Origin of the sequence: Nocardia sp. NBC_01377 (assembly GCF_045040005.1) — a bacterium.
GTDB lineage: Bacteria > Actinomycetota > Actinomycetes > Mycobacteriales > Mycobacteriaceae > Nocardia > Nocardia noduli.
The window spans coordinates 8,044,229-8,063,056 of sequence record NZ_CP109566.1 but is presented as its reverse complement, the minus strand read 5'-3'; the positions used below and the strand labels follow the sequence as shown (position 1 = coordinate 8,063,056).

20 protein-coding genes and 1 pseudogene are annotated in these 18,828 nt (G+C 67.4%); 14 read left to right on the top strand and 7 right to left on the bottom strand.

The window, feature by feature from the left end; genetic code table 11:
• Nucleotides 1-94 precede the first annotated feature (94 nt).
• Nucleotides 95-892, bottom strand: coding sequence for an SDR family oxidoreductase (locus tag OG225_RS37115; RefSeq protein ID WP_405179360.1), 798 nt, complete (start codon nt 890-892; stop codon nt 95-97).
• Nucleotides 889-2,088 carry an acyl-CoA dehydrogenase family protein gene (locus OG225_RS37110; protein WP_405179359.1) on the bottom strand — a complete coding sequence of 400 codons (1,200 nt, stop codon included), beginning with the start codon at nt 2,086-2,088 and terminating at the stop codon, nt 889-891. Before OG225_RS37110 ends, OG225_RS37115 begins: the two co-directional genes overlap by 4 nt.
• A 108-nt stretch (nt 2,089-2,196) precedes the next feature.
• On the opposite strand from OG225_RS37110, the gene OG225_RS37105 reads away from it, so the two are divergent.
• The 7 genes and pseudogenes from OG225_RS37105 to OG225_RS37075 form a co-directional block, all read left to right on the top strand.
• Entirely contained in the window at nt 2,197-3,750 is a 1,554-nt protein-coding gene (locus OG225_RS37105) for a FadD3 family acyl-CoA ligase (protein ID WP_405179358.1), read from the top strand.
• Nucleotides 3,750-4,649 (top strand): enoyl-CoA hydratase, encoded by a 900-nt coding sequence (locus OG225_RS37100; RefSeq protein ID WP_405179357.1) that lies wholly within the window; start codon nt 3,750-3,752, stop codon nt 4,647-4,649. Before OG225_RS37105 ends, OG225_RS37100 begins: the two co-directional genes overlap by 1 nt.
• Nucleotides 4,649-5,791, top strand: a complete 1,143-nt coding sequence (locus OG225_RS37095) for an acyl-CoA dehydrogenase family protein (protein ID WP_405179356.1) — start codon at nt 4,649-4,651, stop codon at nt 5,789-5,791. Before OG225_RS37100 ends, OG225_RS37095 begins: the two co-directional genes overlap by 1 nt.
• Nucleotides 5,788-6,819 (top strand): acyl-CoA dehydrogenase family protein, encoded by a 1,032-nt coding sequence (locus OG225_RS37090; RefSeq protein ID WP_405179355.1) that lies wholly within the window; start codon nt 5,788-5,790, stop codon nt 6,817-6,819. The genes OG225_RS37095 and OG225_RS37090 overlap by 4 nt, the downstream gene beginning before the upstream one ends.
• Entirely contained in the window at nt 6,816-7,871 is a 1,056-nt protein-coding gene (locus OG225_RS37085) for an acyl-CoA dehydrogenase family protein (RefSeq protein ID WP_405179354.1), read from the top strand. The genes OG225_RS37090 and OG225_RS37085 overlap by 4 nt, the downstream gene beginning before the upstream one ends.
• A gap of 223 nt (nt 7,872-8,094) precedes the next feature.
• Complete coding sequence (locus OG225_RS37080) at nt 8,095-8,268, top strand: hypothetical protein (RefSeq protein ID WP_405179353.1); 174 nt, start codon at nt 8,095-8,097, stop codon at nt 8,266-8,268.
• Nucleotides 8,229-8,669, top strand: a pseudogene (locus OG225_RS37075) (MFS transporter); the annotation flags it as partial. The gene OG225_RS37080 and the pseudogene OG225_RS37075, both read left to right, overlap by 40 nt.
• Before the next feature lie 43 nt (nt 8,670-8,712).
• Here the strand turns inward: OG225_RS37075 and OG225_RS37070 are convergent.
• Complete coding sequence (locus OG225_RS37070) at nt 8,713-9,141, bottom strand: hypothetical protein (protein WP_405179352.1); 429 nt, start codon at nt 9,139-9,141, stop codon at nt 8,713-8,715.
• 52 nt (nt 9,142-9,193) lie between these two features.
• Between OG225_RS37070 and OG225_RS37065 the strand changes: the two genes are divergently transcribed.
• Entirely contained in the window at nt 9,194-9,946 is a 753-nt protein-coding gene (locus tag OG225_RS37065; protein ID WP_405179351.1) for a DUF427 domain-containing protein, read from the top strand.
• A gap of 221 nt (nt 9,947-10,167) precedes the next feature.
• On the opposite strand, the gene OG225_RS37060 is transcribed toward OG225_RS37065, so the two are convergent.
• Nucleotides 10,168-10,338: a hypothetical protein gene (locus OG225_RS37060; protein WP_405179350.1), complete on the bottom strand. Its 171-nt coding sequence runs from the start codon at nt 10,336-10,338 to the stop codon at nt 10,168-10,170.
• Nucleotides 10,339-10,555: 217 nt separating this feature from the next.
• Nucleotides 10,556-11,746 carry an AraC family transcriptional regulator gene (locus OG225_RS37055; RefSeq protein WP_405179349.1) on the bottom strand — a complete coding sequence of 397 codons (1,191 nt, stop codon included), beginning with the start codon at nt 11,744-11,746 and terminating at the stop codon, nt 10,556-10,558.
• A gap of 92 nt (nt 11,747-11,838) precedes the next feature.
• Here OG225_RS37055 and OG225_RS37050 point away from each other — a divergent pair, with 92 nt between their 5' ends.
• Together OG225_RS37050 and OG225_RS37045 are read left to right on the top strand one after the other, a co-directional pair.
• Nucleotides 11,839-12,909, top strand: a complete 1,071-nt coding sequence (locus OG225_RS37050; RefSeq protein ID WP_405179348.1) for a saccharopine dehydrogenase NADP-binding domain-containing protein — start codon at nt 11,839-11,841, stop codon at nt 12,907-12,909.
• Complete coding sequence (locus tag OG225_RS37045) at nt 12,909-13,319, top strand: cupin domain-containing protein (protein ID WP_405179347.1); 411 nt, start codon at nt 12,909-12,911, stop codon at nt 13,317-13,319. Before OG225_RS37050 ends, OG225_RS37045 begins: the two co-directional genes overlap by 1 nt.
• A gap of 87 nt (nt 13,320-13,406) precedes the next feature.
• On the opposite strand, the gene OG225_RS37040 is transcribed toward OG225_RS37045, so the two are convergent.
• Nucleotides 13,407-13,736, bottom strand: a complete 330-nt coding sequence (locus OG225_RS37040; RefSeq protein ID WP_405179346.1) for a hypothetical protein — start codon at nt 13,734-13,736, stop codon at nt 13,407-13,409.
• Nucleotides 13,736-14,950, bottom strand: a complete 1,215-nt coding sequence (locus OG225_RS37035; protein ID WP_405179345.1) for a Rieske 2Fe-2S domain-containing protein — start codon at nt 14,948-14,950, stop codon at nt 13,736-13,738. Before OG225_RS37035 ends, OG225_RS37040 begins: the two co-directional genes overlap by 1 nt.
• A gap of 198 nt (nt 14,951-15,148) precedes the next feature.
• On the opposite strand from OG225_RS37035, the gene hsaA reads away from it, so the two are divergent.
• The 4 genes from hsaA (at nt 15,149) to hsaB (ending at nt 18,778) form a co-directional block, all read left to right on the top strand.
• On the top strand, nt 15,149-16,312 hold the full coding sequence (gene hsaA / locus OG225_RS37030; RefSeq protein WP_405179344.1) for a 3-hydroxy-9,10-secoandrosta-1,3,5(10)-triene-9,17-dione monooxygenase oxygenase subunit: 1,164 nt from the start codon (nt 15,149-15,151) through the stop codon (nt 16,310-16,312).
• 12 nt (nt 16,313-16,324) lie between these two features.
• On the top strand, nt 16,325-17,209 hold the full coding sequence (hsaD, locus tag OG225_RS37025; RefSeq protein WP_216913268.1) for a 4,5:9,10-diseco-3-hydroxy-5,9,17-trioxoandrosta-1(10),2-diene-4-oate hydrolase: 885 nt from the start codon (nt 16,325-16,327) through the stop codon (nt 17,207-17,209).
• Nucleotides 17,210-17,273: 64 nt separating this feature from the next.
• Nucleotides 17,274-18,179: an iron-dependent extradiol dioxygenase HsaC gene (gene hsaC, locus OG225_RS37020; RefSeq protein WP_405179343.1), complete on the top strand. Its 906-nt coding sequence runs from the start codon at nt 17,274-17,276 to the stop codon at nt 18,177-18,179.
• Nucleotides 18,176-18,778, top strand: a complete 603-nt coding sequence (gene hsaB, locus OG225_RS37015) for a 3-hydroxy-9,10-secoandrosta-1,3,5(10)-triene-9,17-dione monooxygenase reductase subunit (RefSeq protein ID WP_405179342.1) — start codon at nt 18,176-18,178, stop codon at nt 18,776-18,778. Before hsaC ends, hsaB begins: the two co-directional genes overlap by 4 nt.
• Nucleotides 18,779-18,828: the final 50 nt, after the last annotated feature.

Below are 18,828 nucleotides of genomic sequence, written 5' to 3'. Positions count from 1 at the left end.
AGTCCACCGATACCGGCCTGCACGGACATTCCCGACTCGTTCGGACAGGATTCCGGCCTGCACGGACGACAATGTCCGCTCAGGCCGGGCCCCCTCACGCCCGCTGGCTGCTGACCGAGACCACCTCGCCGGTGAGGTAGGACGTGTAGTCGCTGGCGAGCATGGCGATGGTCGCGGCGACCTCCCAGGGTTCGGCGGCGCGGCCGAAGGCTTCACCTTCGGACAAACGATCCAGGAGTTCGGTGGAGCTGACCTTGTCGAGGAAGGCGTGGCGGGCGATGGAGGGGGCGACGGCGTTGATACGGACGCCGAGTTCGGCGGCTTCCACGGCGCTGCACCTGGTCAGGGCCATGACGCCGGCTTTGGCTGCGGCGTAGTGGGCCTGGCCGTATTGGGCGCGCCAGCCCAGGACGCTGGCGTTGTTGACGATGATGCCGCCGTGGCCCGCGTCACGGAAGTAGGCGAGGGCGGCGCGGGTGCAGCGGAAGGTGCCGTTGAGGGTGATGTCGAGGACGCGGTCCCATTGGTCGTCGGTCATGTCGACCACGGGGGTCTCGCCGCCGAGGCCCGCGTTGTTGACCATGATGTCGATGCGGCCCATCGTCTGGGCGGCACCGCTGATCAGGGCGTTCACCTGTTCGGTGCTCTGCACGTCGCAGGCGATGGCGGCGACGCGGCGGTCCGGGAATTCGCTTTTCAGTTCCACTTCGGTTTCACCGAGGCGGCGTTCGTGCCAGTCGGAGACGACGACGTCGGCGCCTTCGGACAGGAGTCTGCGCGCGGTGGCCGAGCCGATGCCGGTGCCCGCGGCGGCGGTGACGACGGCGACGCGGCCGGTCAGCAGGCCGTGGCCGGGGACGGGCTGCGGGGCGACGGACAGCGGGCCGGTCACGGGCGGGCCTCGCGCGGCAGGCCGAGTACACGCTCGGAGATGATGTTGCGCTGCACTTCGTTCGAACCTCCGTAGATGGTGTCGGCGCGGGTGAACAGGTACAGCCGCTGCCATTCGTTCAGATCGTCCAGATCATCACTGCCCGCGAGGAGACCGGCGGGACCAAGCACCGCCATGGCGAGTTCGCCGAGGCCGCGGTGCCAGTTGGCCCACAGCAGTTTCGCGACCGAGGCCTGTCCGCCGTCGTCGACGCCGCTGCCTTCCATGGTCCGCAGGGCGTGGGCGCGCAGGACGCGGAGTCCGACCCAGGCGCGGTCGATGCGGTCGGCGATGAGGGGGTCGTCGGCCGCGCCGGTGCGGCGCGCGAGGTCTTCGATATCGGCGAGTTCGCGGGCGAAGCGGATCTGCTGACCGAGGGTGGAGACGCCGCGTTCGAAGGTGAGGGTGCCCATGGCGATGCGCCAGCCGTCGCCGGGGGTGCCGACGACCAGGTCGGCGGCGGTGCGGGCGTCGTCGAAGAAGACCTCGTTGAATTCCGACGTGCCGGTGAGCTGGACGATCGGCCGCACTTCGATACCGGGCTGTTTCATGGGAACCAGCAGGTAGGAAAGGCCCTTGTGCCGGGTCGAACCCTTCTCGGTGCGCGCCACGACGAAACACCAGTCGGCGACGTGCGCGAGGGAGGTCCAGATCTTCTGGCCGTTGATCGACCATTCGTCGCCGTCGAGGTGGGCGGCGGTGCTGACGGCGGCGAGATCGGATCCGGCGCCCGGTTCCGAGTAGCCCTGGCACCACAGTTCGGTGACATCGCGGATGCCGGGCAGGAACCGGTCCTTCTGCGCCTGGGTGCCGAACGCGAGGACGGTCGGGCCGAGCAGTTCCTCGCCCATGTGCGACACCCGCGCGGGGGCGTTCGCCTTGGCGTATTCCTCGTGGAAGATCACCTGCTGACGCACGGTGGCCTCGCGCCCGCCGTATTCCTTCGGCCAGCCGAGGCAGGTCCATCCGGCCGCGGCGAGGTGCCGGTCCCAGGCGAGGCGTTCGTCGAATGCCTCGTGTTCCCGGCCCGGTCCGCCGAGTCCGCGCAGCTCACGGAACTCACCGCTGAGATTCTCCGCCAACCACTCGCGCACTTCTGCCGAAAACCGCGCGTCGGACGCGGCGGTATCGGAGTCTGAGGTCTGGATCGCAACCACGACGGTAGGATAACCTACCAAGCACTTGCTTTGTTAGATTGTCGACCTGATCGGTCCGGCGACCCCGGACCGACCGGCGATGGGCCAGCACGAACGGTGAGGACAACCGTGACACCCCCTGCACAGACGACACCGATGGCGCTGCACGACGCCGCGCGCCTGTTCGGCGACACCCCGGCCGTCGCGGACGGTGCGGTCAGGCTCGACTGGATCGAGTTGCTCGGTGCCGTTCAGGAGGTGGCGCGCGCGCTGATCGCGCGGGGCGTGCGGCACGGCGATCGGGTGGCGATGTGGGCGCCCAATACCCACCACTGGGTCGTCGCGGCATTGGCCGCCCACTACGTCGGGGCCGGGCTGGTTCCGCTGAACACCCGCTATGTCGCCGACGAGGCCGCCGATGTGCTCGCCCGTGTCGACGCGAAGGCGCTGTTCATCGCGGGGACTTTCCTCGGCCGGGACCGGGTCGCGGAATTGCGCTCGGCCGCAACGGATCTGGAGATACCCACGATCGTGGTGATTCCGGTGGAGCCGGACAGCACGGTGGAATCGGAAGCGACCGTGCTGAATTGGTCGGAGCTGGCCGATATCGCCGAACAGGTCACCGTCGAGGACGCGCGCAAACGGGCCGAGGAGGTGAGCCCGGACGACATCTCCGACATCCTGTTCACCTCCGGCACCACCGGGCGCAGCAAAGGCACCCTGGTCGCCCACCGGCAGGCGCTGTCGGTGGTCAGGGGATGGGCCGAATGCGCGACGCTGCGCGGCGACGACCGGTACCTGGTGGTGAATCCGTTCTTCCACAATTTCGGGTACAAGGCGGGCATCCTCGCCTGCCTGGTCACCGGGGCGACGATCGTTCCGCAGGCCACCTTCGACGTGCCCCAGACGATGCGCCTGATCGGCGAGGAGCGGATCACCGTACTGCCCGGACCACCGACGATCTACCAGACCATCCTCGATTTCCCCGACCGCGCACAGTTCGACCTGAGTTCGCTGCGCGTCGCCACCACGGGCGCGGCGACGGTGCCGGTGGTACTCATCGAGCGGATGCGATCCGAACTCGACATCGACATCGTCGTCACCGCGTACGGGCTTTCGGAGGCCTCCGGATTCGGGACCATGTGCAGACCCGACGACGACGCCGCGACCATCGCCAACACCTGCGGCGGGCCGATCGCCGGTTTCGAATTGCGGATCGGCGACGCGGGCGAGGTGCTGTTGCGCGGACCCAATGTGATGCTCGGCTATCTCGATGATCCCGAGAACACCGCGGCGACCATCGATGCGGACGGATGGCTGCACACGGGCGATATCGGCGTGGTGGACGAGCGCGGATATCTGCGCATCACCGACCGGCTCAAGGATATGTACATCTCCGGCGGGTTCAACGTGTATCCGGCCGAGGTCGAGCAGGCGTTGGCCCGGCTCGACGGTGTCGCCGAATCCGCGGTGATCGGCGTGCCCGATACCAGGATGGGCGAGGTCGGCAAGGCCTACGTGGTCCGCAAACCCGGATCGACGGTGACCGAGGAACAGGTGCGCGCCCACACCAAAGCCGTGCTCGCCAATTTCAAGGTGCCGCGATTCGTCGAATTCCGGGATCGATTGCCCTACAGCGCCGCCGGGAAAGTGCTCAAGCGCGAACTACGTGAGGAGAAGTGATGATGTCCGACGAGAACGGTGTTCCGGACGAGGGTGAGGTCGTTACCTACGAGACGCGGGGCCCCATCGCGATAGTCACCTTGAATCGGCCCGACTACCGCAATGCGCAGAACTCGGTGATGACCTACGCCATCGACGCCGCTTTCGTCCGGGCCGTCGAAGATCCCGACGTCAAGGTGATCGTGCTGGCGGGCAACGGGAAACATTTCAGCGCCGGGCACGATATCGGCACCCCGGGGCGCGATCATCACGTGCGCTACCCGAACAAGGCGACGCTGTGGTGGGACCACGTGGACCGGGTCGGCGGCGACCAGCGTTTCTCCCGCGAGACCGAGGTCTACCTCGGCATGTGCAGGCGCTGGCGCGAGATCCCGAAACCGACCATCGCCATGGTGCAGGGCGCGTGTATCGCGGGCGGACTCATGCTGGCCTGGGTCTGCGATCTGATCATCGCCTCCGACGACGCGTTCTTCTCCGATCCCGTCGTCCGCATGGGAATTCCCGGCGTGGAGTATTTCGCGCACCCGTGGGTCATGGGTCCGCGCGCCGCCAAGGAATTCCTGTTCACGGGTGACCGTTTCGACGCCGCGCAGGCCAAGGAATGGGGCATGGTGAATCGGGTGGTGCCGCGCGCGGAGCTGGAAGAACGCACGCTGGAACTGGCCGAGAAGATCGCCACCATGCCGCAATTCGGTCTCGCGCTGACCAAGAAGGCCGTCAACCAGGCCGAGGATCTGATGGGTATGCGCACCGGTATGGATTCGGTTTTCGGACTGCACCATTTCGCGCACGCGCACAATGCCGAGATCGGGGCCGATTCGCTGGGCGGCATGAACGCCAAATCGATGAAGGCCGGAGCGGCGACCGCCGACAAGACCGCGCAGAACGGGACACCGTAGTGGATCTGGATCTCGATCGGGCGACGCGGGAATTCCAGGACGAGGTCCGCGAATTCCTGGCCGTCGACAAACCGAAGACACCGCTGCCGTCGATGGATACCAAGGCCGGTTTCGAGGCGCACCGCGACTGGGAACGCACCCTCGCCGACGCGCGACTCTCGGTCGTGTCGTGGCAGCGCGAATACGGCGGGCGCGACGCGTCGCTGCTGGAGTGGGTGCTTTTCGAGCAGGAGTACTACGCGGCGGGCGCACCGGGGCGGGTCAGCCAGAACGGCATCTTCCTGCTCGCGCCCACCCTGTTCGAACACGGCAGCCAGGAACAGCTGGCACGCATCATGCCCAGGATGGCGCGCGGCGACGATATCTGGGCGCAGGCCTGGTCCGAACCCGAGGCGGGCAGCGATCTGGCCGGAATCCGGTCGACGGCTAAGCGCACCAAAGGCGGCTGGCTGCTGAGCGGACAGAAGACCTGGAGTTCACGCGCGTCCTTCGCGGACTGGGCCTTCGGCCTGTTCCGCAGTGATCCCGAGGCCGAACGCCATCGCGGACTCACCTACCTGATGTTCCCGCTCACCGCCGACGGCGTGACGGTGCGGCCGATTCCGCAGTTGGACGGCGAACCGGGTTTCGCGGAGATCTTCCTCGACGACGTGTTCGTCCCCGATCGCGACGTGATCGGCGAACCCGGCGAGGGCTGGCGGGTGGCGATGAGCACCTCCAGTAACGAACGCGGCCTCTCGCTGCGCAGTCCCGGCCGTTTCAGCGCCACCGCACAGCGGCTGATCGACCTGTGGCTCGAACTCGGCGACCGTGCCAACACCGGTCAGCGCGATGCCGTCGTGGACGCCTGGATCGGCAGCGAGGCCTACCGCCTGCACACCTTCGGCACGGTCACCCGGTTGAACGAGGGCGGCAAACTCGGGGCGGAATCGTCGATCACCAAGGTGTTCTGGTCCGAACTCGATATCGCCATGCACGAAACCGCGCTGGAAGTCCTCGGGGACGCGGGCGAATACGCGAGTCCGTGGACCGACGGCTACCTGTTCTCGCTGTCCGGCCCGATCTACGCGGGCACCAACGAGATCCAGCGCAATATCATCGCCGAGCGGCTGCTCGGATTACCGAGAGGGAGCAGCCGATGAGGTTCGCGCTCAGCCCGGAACAGCTCGATTTCGGTACCAGCCTGCGCAAATTACTCGACGCCGGTCACACCCCGGCCGCGGTGCGCGCGTGGGCGAGCGGTGATCCGCGACCGGGCCGCGCCCTGCTGCGGCAGTTGGCCGGTGCGGGCGTGCTCGGCCTCGCGATCGAGGAGGCGCACGGCGGTGTCGGGGCCGAGCCGATCGACCTCGTCGTCGCCTTCCAGGAATTCGGCCGCGCCGCCGCGCCCGGTCCGGCGGTGGAGACCGCCGCGGCGATACCCGCACTGCTACAGGCGCTTCCGCAATCCGACCTCGCACCCCGCTGGCTGCCCGATTTCGCGGACGGCGCGGCCTTGGGCACCGTGGCATTCGCCATGCCGGGGCGCGGTCCCGTCGCACTGGACGCCGATATCGCCGACGTCGTGCTGTTCGTCGACGGCGACAAACTGTGCACGGCGCGACGCACCGGACCCGTGCGCTCGATCGATCCGGCCCGCCGCCTGTTCCAGGTCGCCGCGGACGAAGTGCTCGTCGAGGGCGAGCAGGTACTCGACGCGGGGGCGGCGGCATTCGACGCGGGGGCGCTCGCGGCCGCGGCGCAACTACTCGGGGCCGGGCGGGCGCTGTTGCACGCGTCGACCGAATACACCAAGCAGCGCAAGCAGTTCGGCAAGCCGATCGGCGAATTCCAGGCGGTCAAACAGAAACTGGCCGATGTGCTGATCGGCCTGGATCTGGCCGAACCGCTGCTGTTCCGCGCGGCGCTCACCACGACCGAACCGACCAGGAGCCGCGACGTGTCGGCCGCCGTGATCGCCTGCGGTGATGCCGCGTACGCCGCCGCCCGCGCCGCGCTCCAGGTGCACGGCGCGATCGGCTACACCGCCGAATACGATCTGTCGCTGTGGCTGACCAAGGTCACCGCCCTTCGAACCGCTTGGGGCACAACTAATCTGCATCGTGTGCGGATCGCGCGGGCGCTGCGTGACGAAACCCTGCTCGAGCGCGCGTTGCGGGGCACCGCGTGAGCGCCGCCGAGCACCGGGAATTCACCGCCTCCGTGCGGGCCCTGCTGACCAAACACGCCACCAGCGCCGCCGTGCGCGCGGGGATGGACGCGGAGCCCGGCTACGACCCCGCGCTGTGGCGACTGCTGTCGGAGCAGATCGGCGTCGCGGCGCTCGCCGTCCCCGAGGAATACGACGGCGTCGGGGCGGGACTGGTCGAATCCTTGCTGGTCGTCGGTGAATTGGGCCGCACGCTGGCGAATGTTCCGATGCTCGGTTCGGCCGTGCTCGGGGTTCAGGCCGTGCTGCTGTCCGGTGACGGCGACGCCGCAGCTCGACTGCTGCCCGGTGTCGCGGCCGGTTCCACCATCCTCGCGGTGTGCTGGGCGGGCGCGGACGGCTGGGACGAGCCGGGTATCCACGCCGACGGGGAAACACTGTCCGGCACCGCGTATTACGTGCTCGACGGCCTGCACGCCGACACTTTGATCGCGGTGACCACCTCGGGCCTGTTCGAGGTGCCCGCCGATGCCGAAGGGGTGTCCAGGCGCGGGGTAGCGACCATGGATCCGACCAGGAAACTGGCCGAGACAACCTTCGACGAGGTGCCCGCCCGCAGGCTCGGCGACCGCGATCCCCTCGTCGTCGCGGCGCGACTGCGGGAGGTCGCGTGGGCGGCGGTCGCGGCCGAACAGGTCGGCGCGGCACGGCGGTGTCTGGAACTGACCGTCGAATACACCGGATCGCGGGTCCAGTTCGGCCGGGCGATCGGCAGTTTCCAGGCGCTCAAGCACCGGATGGCCGATATGTATGTGCTCGTGGAATCGGCCGAGTCCGCGTCACAGGCCGCCACCACCTCCGTGGCCGATGGGAGCGCTTCGGCCGCCGAGGATGTGTGGGCGGCGCGCATCCACTGCTCGGAGGCGTTCACCACGGTGGTGTCGGAGATGGTGCAGATGCACGGCGGTATCGCCATCACCTGGGAGCACGACGCCCACCTGTTCTTCAAACGGGCGCACGGTGACGCCCAACTGTTCGGCACACCGCGCAGGCCGCTGACACCGTCGGTCTGATCGATTCACAGTTACCCCCAGGGGTCCGACACTCCTGGGGATAACTTTGCGAGCCCGCCGTGAGTGGCAACCCATCGCGGCGGGATCGATCCGATCGCGGTCCACGGTCTGGACCTCCGGCGAGTACCCGCGGCCGTGGCGCGTCACCCCGATCGGCCCAGCGTACGGGTGGAGTGGCAGCTCTCACCGAAAATAGATAGTTAGCCTATGTAATAATATTTAGGTGCGGCTGCCCCAGGTGACTCCCATAGAAGACAGCGTGGTCGACCTCCTCGTCACCGCGGGCAGGCTCACCCGGCTGGCCGGGGCGAGCGGCGGCGACGATCTGCCGCGTGCCGTCCTGCGGGCACTCTCGGTGCCCCTCGCCTGCAAAAGCGGTTCGGCACGCTGCCGATGATGGGGGTCTCGCTCGGACTGTTCGCCGCCGATCTCGCGGTCATGGCCGTCTTCGCCGAACACAAGCCGGTGCTGATCGCGGGAACCGTCGTCGCGGGCCTGTTCCTCGGCGTGAACAACACGCTGATCACCGAAGCGGTCATGATCTCCGCTCCGGTCGAGCGAGCGACCGCGTCGGCCGCGTACAGCTTCGTCCGCTTCGCGGGCGGTGCGGCGGCCCCCTACCTCGCGGGCAAACTCGGCGAGCACAATATCGGCCTGCCGTTCTGGGTCGGTGCGGCGTGCACGGCGGCGGCGGTGCTGATGCTGGCGTCCGGGCGGGCGGCACTGGCCCACCTCGACGAACACGATCCGGCGGCGCACAGCGTCGACGAGGCACGGGCGCTCACCGTCGGCGACTGACCCGGCCCCTCGGCGGATCACGTCGACTCACGCGGCATATCGGTCAGCCGTCGTCCTGGCCGATCGCCGCCCGGAAATCCGGATGAGCCCGGACGAACGCGAACCTCTCGTCGTAGATCGGGCGGAACACCACCTTTCGGGCGCTCCGGCCCAGCAGCAGCACGAAGAGTACGAGACCGATCGGGAACGAACCCGGAACCAGCCCGAGCCCCAACGGAACGCGCAGCGCATCGATATCTGCCACGCTCACGATCACCACACCGATGAGATCGATCGCCATGAACAACAGCAGTGCGCGAGCGAGCAGGTGGTATCGAAGGCTGACACGTTCGCGGCGATCACAGACCGGCCATTCGCCGACGACCATCGTCGACACCGGTGGGGATCCCGCCGGTTTCAGCCGCCAGAACCCGGCCAGGGTTTTCTCGAAGGCCTGGCGATGGAATCTCGGATGCAGATCGGCGAACGTCACACCGGCACCGGGCGCCGCCCGGTGGGGAAATCGCGGAGTAGCGTCGAGCGGTATGGGCGATGCGCAGCGTGGGCGGGTCACACTGGAAACCGGCAAGAAGCGGGTCAGGGTCTATCTGGGCGGGCATCTGGTCGCCGACTCCATTCGGCCGGTGTTGGTGTGGGAGAACCCGCACTATCCCGCCTACTACCTGCCCGCCGCGGACGTGTTCGCGACGCTGGAGGCCAGCGGTACGAGCAAACACTCCCCCAGTCGCGGTGATGGCACCGGGTACGACGTCGTCGTCGCCGGGATCACGGCGGAGAACGCCGCGTTGCGCTATCACGATTCGCCGATCCCCGAACTCCAGGAGTTGGTGCGGCTGGAGTGGGACGCGATGGACGAATGGTTCGAGGAGGACGAACCCGTCTACGTACACCCCCGGAATCCGTATTCGCGCGTCGATATTCTGGCCAGTTCACGCCATATCCGCGTCGAGATCGACGGCGTCACGGTCGCCGATTCGCACGCCGCACGCATCCTGTTCGAAACCGGCCTTCCCGCACGGTATTACCTTCCGCTGACCGACGTTCGCACCGATCTCCTGTCGACCTCCGACACCCACACGAGTTGCCCCTACAAGGGCAATGCCGACTACTGGAACGTGCGCGTCGGTGACACCGAATACGCGGACTACGTGTGGATCTACCGCACCCCGGTCGCGGAGAGCCAGAAGATCGCCGGGCTCGCCTGTTTCTACAACGAGAAGGTCGACATCTACGTCGACGATGTTCTCCAGGAACGGCCGAAGACGCCGTTCAGCTGATCGAACGAGACGGGGGGGTGCCGGTTCTCGGCCAGGCGAGTTGTGGACGTGGTGAATCCGGCAACCGGATAGTTCGGGTGCCCGCGTGGATCGTCATACGCCGACGACCTCGGGACAACCGACCGGAGAACACCCGTCGAGATCATCTGCGCGTTCCTCGTCGCCCGCCGTCGACGCTGCGGCGGGTACACGCGCGTGTGACGTTGTCCGCTGGCGATAGCTCACCGGTACCCGGCGAGACCGTCCACGAGTTCGCCCCGGTCGTCGTCACGGTGTCCGGCGAGTGCCTGCTGGAGTGCGAAAGTCGCACGGATAGCGGCGATGCGCCGTACGAGATCGGGACGGCTCGACGGTGGGGCTTTCGCGCCATCGGTGACGACGGGGTCGGACATTTCGACGAGCCTGCTCAGGAATCGATTGCCGAAGGTCGCGCCCAGGGCCGCGTAATCCTCTGCCTGGTCCGCGAAGCAGGCGGAATCCCAGTCGACGATGCCGACGAGGCTAGGACCGGTGGAACTTCCGTCACCTCATCGCCGCGCAGCAGTCGGGCGAGTAGCGTGCGATGGCGGTCGAGTACCGCGCGGGTCGCGCGGTGGTCGAGCCGACGGGTCATACCGCGATGAGCGGGGTTTCGTCGGCGGTGTGGCGGTACCTCCCCGGGGCCAGACCGTATTCGCGTTTGAAGGCTTTGGCGAAGGCGAATTCGGAGGTGTAGCCGACCTTTCGGGCGATCGCGCTCAGGGCGGCGTCGGTGTCGCGGAGCAGGCGGGCGGCGGTGAGCATGCGCCAGCGGGTGACGTAGGCGAGTGGGGGTTCGCCGATGGTGGCGGCGAATCGGCGGGCCAGGGTGGCGCGGGAGACGCCCGCGATATCGCTGAGATCGGGGACCGTCCACGCGCGGGCGGGTTCTTCGTGCACCGCGCGCAGGGCGACGGCGACGGCCGGGTCGGCGAACGCGGCGGCCCAGCCGGTGGCGTGCTCGGTGGCCTGCTGGTCGAACCAGGAGCGCAGGGCGAAGAGCAGCAGCATTTCGAGTAGTGCGGGGACGACGGCGTCGCTGCCGAGCCGGGGTTCGGTCATCTCGGCGGCGAGTAGGTCGACCGCACCGCGCAGCGCGGGATCGCGGCGGGAGTCGGCCGGGAGGTGGATGAATTCGGGGAGTTCGTCCAGCAGTGGGTGGCTGCGCTGCCTGCCGAGTCCGTATGCGCCGCAGAGCAATGCGGTCCTGGTCCCCGAACCGGAGATGTAGCGGGGTTCACCGGGGATCGCGACCTCGGTGACCGGGCTGCCGAGGTCGTCGACCAGGCAGTGGTCGGCGCCGCGCGGCATGAACAACACGTCGCCCGTCTCCAGTGCGAGGGGCACACCCGTCGCGGGCATACGGCTGCGCCTCTGCGGCGACTCCGGGAGGAGCCGGTTGGAGGGCGCGACCACACCCGATGCCGAGGAGACCGGCGTCGTGCCGATCGTCGCCGAACCCGGCTCCATACCGGACGTCGCGGGCCCGACGCTGCCCGGACGCGATCCGATCCGCGATGACCGAGCACCGGCACGATTCGCAGCCCCGGTGGGCGATGTTTCGAGAGTTCCTGCACCGCTGGATGATTCGGGCACGCTTCGCAGCGACGCGACGGTCACACCGGCGGGCGGGACCACGAAGCACGACCCCTCCAGCACAACGTGGAACCCCGCACCGGGCACCACCGGATACTCCCGCCCCCACGGCGCGTGCCGGACGAACATGCCCGAGGCGGGGTTGCCGGTACGGATCGCGGCGATGGTCTCGCTGAGGATGTCCACCGCACCAGCCTAGCGCCAATATGAGTGTTTTGGACATCGAAGAGAGTGATTCAGCCATTCAAAGGCTCACCCAGCCGCCATACGGTGAGTTCATGACAACGACGAAAATCACCACCATCGCCGTCTACGGGGCCTCCGGCATCACCGGCGGCCACATCCTCGGGGAACTGCGCCGACGCGGACTCACCCCGATTCTGGTCGGCCGGAACGCGGCACGATTGCGCGCCGCCGCCGACGCGGCGGAACTGACGGACGCGCGGATCGCGGTGGCCGATCTCGGCGACCACGACGCGCTGGTCGCCGCCTTCTCCGGTGCCGACGTGGTGATCAGTGCCCTGCCCGCCTACGTGGACAACGGCGAACCGGTGCTCACCGCCGCCATCGACGCGGGCGCGCACTACACCGACGTGTCGGGCGAACAACTGTTCCTGAAGCGGGTTCTCGACGTGTACTCCGCGCGTGCCGAAGCCGCCGGGGTGTCGGTGATCTCGGGGGTCACCGACAACAGCCTGCCCGCCGACCTGCTGGCCTACCTGACGTCGCGCCGGGTCGCGGGCCCCGCCGACATCGTCATCAGCCACCTGAGCAAGAGCGGAGGCAACGGGTCGAAAGGCAGTGCGCGCACGGTTCTCGCCGGACTCGACTGGTTCCGTTCGGGCGGCTGGCACTACGCGGACGGCGAATTGCGCACCGGCACGACGGCCCGGCACCCCGAGATGACCTTCCCCGGTGACAGCGTGCCGACCGCGGTATCGAAATTCCCGCAGCCGCCGGTGCTCACCATCCCCCGTCATTCGGAGGTCTCCTCCGTCGAAGGCGTGGTCGCGACCTCGATTCTCGACCAACTCGGCGGGTTCACCGCCGAGATCGTCGACTCCCTGCCCGAGACACCGAGCGCGGACCTGCGCTACGACCTCGTCGTCGACGCGTACGGGGCGGATGGTGCGCGAGTCCGCGGTGTGGTCAGCGGGGTGGACTCCTACCGCGACTCCGCTCTGATGACGGTCGAGATCGCGGTCCGACTGGCCGGGAGGCGAGGCGAAACCGGGCGCGCTCGCACCGGCGGAGGCGTTCGACGCGGTGCGGGTCCTGGACTCGCTCGAACAGTTCGGCATCACGTGGCGGATCGAGTGACAGCGCGGCTGTCGGGCATAGTCGGGTGATGACCGAGAATCGACCCGACCTGGCCGCGGCATTGGATCTGGCTCCGCATCCGGAAGGCGGCTGGTATCGGGAAACCTGGCGCAGCGCCGTGGAATTCGTCCCTGAGGGATATGCCGGACCGCGGGCGAGCGCGACCGGAATCTATTTTCTGCTGATGCCGGGAGAACGGTCCGCCCCGCACACGGTCACCTCCGACGAGGTGTGGCTCTGGCACCGGGGCGGGCCGCTCGTGCTCGATATCGGCGGGGAAGAGGTGATACTCGGACCCGACGTCGAGCGGGGGCAGGTGCTCCAGGCGGTGGTGCCGGGCGGGGTCAGCCAGGCGGCGTGGCCGTCGGGGGCGGAATACGCGCTGGTGGGTTGCATCGTCTCGCCCGGATTCGACTTCGCGGATTTCCGGCTCGACTGAATACCCGGCCTCAGCGGTCATTCGCGCCGCGAACGGGCATGATCCCGCGTTCCCGGCCGCAGCATGTCCGCTGCGGCCGGGGTGCACTCACCGGACCTCGACAACCCCTTCGTCCACCGCCCACTTGATGGTCTTCTCCAGATGCGGGCAGGAGTCGGGACGGCCGAGTGCATTGCCCTTGGCCGCCAGTTCGGCGTAGACGGGGCAGTGGGCGGCGGGATTGTCCGTCCACTGCACCGAGGTCTGATGCGAACTCGCCTTGCGCACCAGCACACGACTGTGGCAGGTGTGACAGGTCAGCGGCGTGAGCCCGTCCTCCAGGTGGCGCTTCCTGTCGGCGACGGTCTGGGACCGCACTTCGGCTCGCCGCGCGGGCTGATCGGCGAAATCGGGTGCCTTGGCCCAGGTCGACGACATCAGACACTCGCCTCCGTCTGGGCCGCCTCGGCCGCGTCGGATTCGGCCTTGCGCCGCAGATTCTCCGCGACCTCGGCCTCCCACGCCTCATTGGCCTTGGTGGTGTCGACCTCGAATTCGAAACGCTGGGTCATCTTGTCGGTGACCTCGGCCAGGTCGACGTAGAACTGGTCGTACCAGCGGCGCAGCTGGTAGACGGGGCCGTCCTCCTCGCACAGCAGCGGATTCTCGACCTTGGACTTGTGCTTCCAGATCTCGACGTCCTGGAGGAAACCGACGCTGATGCCCTCGGTCATCTTCGCCGCCAGTTTGTCGGCGGTCGGGCCGTCGACGCCCTGCGGCTTCTCCAGCGTGATGCCCCACTGGAGTACGAACGAATCCTGCGTCACCGGGTAGTGGCAGTTGATCAGGACGCTCTTGACCTCGTAACCGCTGTAGACATTGACCAGCGGGTTGATCATGTAGGAGGGTCCGAAATAGGACGCCTCCGATTTCAGCAGGGTGTCGCCGCTGTACTTGGACGCCATGCCGATATCGGACCTGCCCTTGGTCTCCAGGAACTGGGTGGCGATATGACCTTCGAAGACGTTCTTGAAATAGGTCGGGAAGGCGAAGTGGATGTAGAAGAAATGCGCCATGTCGACCACGTTGTCGATGATCTCGCGGCAGTTGGCGCCCTCGATCAGCATCGAATTCCAGGTCCAGTCCGTCCAGCCGCTGTCGAGTTGCTCGACCGGGCCGCCCTGCTCGTCGGTGTAGGGGCCGACGATATGGGGGATGGTGACCTCGGGCGGCGGCTGACTGCCTTCGTGGTCGTGCCAGACGAACAGCTGACCGTTGCGTTCCAGCGTGGTCCATTTGCGAGTCCGAGCCAGCGGCGGCACCCGGCGCGCGTACGGAATCGCCGAGCATTTGCCGTTGGTGCCCGACCAGCGCCAGTCGTGGAACGGGCAGGCGATATCGTCGCCCTTCACCTCGCCCATCGACAGGTCGCCGCCCATATGCCTGCAGTAGGCGTCGAGCACGCGCAGTTCGCCCTCACTGTCGGCCCAGACCACGAGTTTGGTGCCGAAGACGCTCACCGCGTGCGGCTTGCCGTCCCGGAAGTTCTTGGCAAGGCCGATGCAGTGCCATCCCCGCGCATACCGGGTCGGCACCGAACCGACATCCAGCTCGCGGACCCTCGCACCGCTCCCCTGTGGGGTAACCGCCATCGCGAATCCTCCTCCTTCTGTACTAGAACACGTTACAAAAATGTCGCGTTCGACGCCAGCGATTCCGCTCACATCCAGCACATGTCCTTGTTTTACCCGTGTGGAACGCCGGTTCTCGACATAAATAAGAACCTGTTCTAGTCTCAGAGGCAAATGAGTACCGGTTACCAATCCGACCAGGCAGGAGCAGGTCCCGAGATGACGCAAGAAGTGACCGAACGGGTCGAAGCGCTGTTGCCGACACTGCGCGAGAAGGCGCAGGAGGCCGAGGACCTGCGGCGGCTGCCCGACGAGACCGTCAAGGCGCTCCAGGAGACCGGATTCTTCCGGTTGTTGCAGCCCAAGCAGTGGGGCGGCTACGCGGCCGATCCCGTCGTCTTCTACGACACCGTCCGCAGGATCGCGAGCGCGTGCGGTTCCACCGGATGGGTCGCGGGCATCATCGGCGTGCACAACTGGCATCTGGCGCTGTTCTCGCAGCAGGCGCAGCAGGATGTCTGGGGTGAGGACACCGAGGTCCGCGTCTCCTCCTCCTACGCCCCGATGGGCGCGGGCGTTGTCACCGACGACGGCTACACCGTCAACGGCTCGTGGGCCTGGTCCTCGGGATCCGACCACGCGGACTGGGTGGTCGTCGGCGGCCCGGTCATCAAGGACGGCAAACCCGTCGACTTCGGCAGCTTCCTCATCCCCCGCTCCGAATACCGCATCGACGACGTCTGGAACGTGGTCGGCCTGCGCGGCACCGGCTCCAACACCATCGTGGTCGAGAACGTCTTCGTGCCGCGGCACCGCTTCCTCAGCTTCCGCGCGATGAGCGAACTGAAATCGCCCGGCCTGGAACAGAACACCGACCCGGTGTACAAGATGCCGTGGGGCACCATCCATCCCACCACCATCTCCACGCCCATCGTCGGCATGGCCTACGGCGCGTACGCCGCGCACGTGGAACACCAGGGCAAGCGCATCCGCGCCGCCTACGCCGGGGAGAAGGCCAAGGACGATCCGTTCGCCAAGGTCCGCATCGCGGAGGCCGCCAGCGATATCGACGCCGCGTGGCGTCAACTCTCGGGCAATATCGCCGACGAGTACGCCCATATCGTCGCCGGTGAGGAAGTGCCGTTCGAGTTGCGACTGCGCGCCAGGCGCGACCAGGTCCGCGCCACCGGACGCGCCATCGCCTCGATCGACAAGCTGTTCGAGAGCTCCGGCGCCACCGCGTTGGCCAACGGCACACCGCTACAGCGATTCTGGCGTGATGCCCACGCCGGGCGGGTGCACGCCGCCAACGATCCCGAACGTGCCTACACGGTCTTCGGCTCCGGCGAATTCGGCCTGCCGATCACCGACACCATGGTCTAGGAGGACCTTGTCGTGACCTCGACGGTGGAACTCACCTACGAATCCACTTCCCGGTACGCCCAGGTGCGTCCCGATCTCCGACTGCACTACCACGAGGCCGGGGTCGGCAACGGGCCGACGATCGTGCTGCTGCACGGCGGCGGCCCCGGCGCGTCCTCCTGGTCGAATTTCTCCCGCAACATTCCGGTGCTGGCGCGGAATTTCCACGTGCTCGCGGTGGACCAGCCGGGATTCGGGCGCTCGGACAAGCCGACCGAGCACCCGCAGTACTTCGTGCACAGCGCCTCGGCGTTGAAGGATCTGCTCGATCACCTCCGGATCACCGAACGCGTTCACCTGCTAGGCAATTCGCTCGGCGGCGGGGCCGCGGTGCGTTTCGCGCTCGACTACCCCGAACTCGCGGGCAAACTCGTGCTGATGGGTCCGGGTGGGCTCAGCGTGAACGTCTTCGCGCCCGACCCGACCGAGGGCGTGAAGAATCTGGCGAAGTTCAACTACGAACCGACCAGGGCGAATCTGGAAGCGTTCCTGCGCATCATGGTCTTCGACCAGTCGCTGATCACCGAGGAACTGATCGACGAACGCTTCGAATCGGCGCGGCAGCCCGAATCGTTGGCGGCGACCAGGGCGATGGGTAAATCGTTCTCCGGCGCGGATTTCGAACAGGGCATGCTCTGGCGCGAGGCCTACAAACTGCGCCAGCCGGTGCTGTTGATCTGGGGCCGGGAGGACCGGGTCAACCCGCTCGACGGCGCGATCGTGGCCACCAAACTGCTGCCGAGGGTGCAGCTGCACGTCTTCGGTGGCTGCGGACACTGGGCGCAGCTGGAGAAATTCGACGAATTCAACCGGCTGGCCTCGGATTTCATCGCCGGTTCGCGCGGCAAAGAGCGATGATGGACCACGACCGCGCGGCGCTCACGGGCACCGGCCGAGCGTCCGGCAACACTCAGGAGAAGTGATGGGTATTCGATCACTGGGGTATCTGCGCATCGAGACCGCGAATATGGCGGCGTGGCGCGAATACGGGCTCAAAGTGCTCGGGATGGTCGCGGGCAACGGCTCCGATCCCGAATCGCTGTATCTGCGGATGGACGAATTCCCGGCCCGGCTGGTCATCGTGCCGGGCGAGCGGGACCGGCTGCTGGTGTCCGGCTGGGAGACCGCGAACGCCGGTGAACTCCAGGATGTTCGGGATCGGCTCGACGCGGCGGGGGTGCCCTTCAAGGAGGGCACCGCGGCGGAGAAACTCGACCGGCGCGTCGACGGGCTGATCCGGTTCGAGGATCCCTCCGGCAATACGCTGGAGGCCTTCCACGGGGTCGCGCTCGAATCCCGGCGCCTGGTCACCCCGTACGGGCACCGGTTCGTCACCGAGGAACAGGGTCTGGGCCATGTCGTCCTGAGCACCACCGACGACGCGGCCGCACTGGTCTTCTACCGCGACGTCCTCGGCTTCCGGTTGCGCGATTCGATGCGGATGCCGCCGCAGATGGTCGGGCGTCCGGCCGACGGCGAACCGGCCTGGCTGCGGTTCTTCGGCTGCAATCCGCGCCATCATTCACTGGCCTTCCTGCCGCTGCCGACCCCGAGCGGGATCGTGCACCTCATGCTGGAGGTGGAGAACGCCGACGACGTGGGTCTGGCGCTGGATCGCGCGCTGCGCAAGAAGGTTCCGATGTCGGCGACGCTCGGACGGCACGTCAACGACAAGATGCTGTCGTTCTACATGAAGACGCCCGGCGGTTTCGACGTCGAATTCGGTTGCGAGGGACTCGAAGTCGAGGACGACTCGTGGATCGCCAGGGAATCCACCGCCGTGAGCCTGTGGGGTCACGACTTCACGGTCGGCATGAAACCGCGATGACGGACGGGGTCGGCGAAACCGTGGCGGACCCGGCGGCGGGTCCGGTGATCGACGCGCGCCAGTTCCGGAACGTGCTCGGCCAGTTCTGCACCGGCATCACCGTGATCACCACCTTCGACGACGACGGAGCCCCCGTCGGTTTCGCGTGCCAGTCCTTCGCGGCGCTGTCGCTGGAACCGCCGCTCGTCCTGTTCTGCCCGACCAAGAACTCGCGGTCCTGGGCGGCGATCGAACAGTCGGGGCGGTTCTGCGTCAACGTCCTCGCCGAGGAACAGCAGCCGACCTGCGCCCGGTTCGGCTCCCGCGAACCCGATAAATTCGCCGGAATCCCGTGGCGAACCTCCGATTCGGAACTACCGCTGCTCGACGACGCACTGGCCACCATCCAGTGCACCGTCGACAGCGTGATCGACGGCGGTGACCACTACATCGTCATCGGCCGCGTGCAGGCCCTGTCGGAATCCACCGATTCCGGCAGACCGCTGCTGTTCTACCGCGGCCAGTACACCGCCATCGAACCGGACAAGACCACCCCGGCCCCCTGGCGAGCCGACCTGGACCACTTCCTCACCACCACCACCCTCGACACCTGGCTCTGATCACAGCGAACAGCCGCGCGCCTCCGCGCGGCTGTTCGTTTTCGATGTCC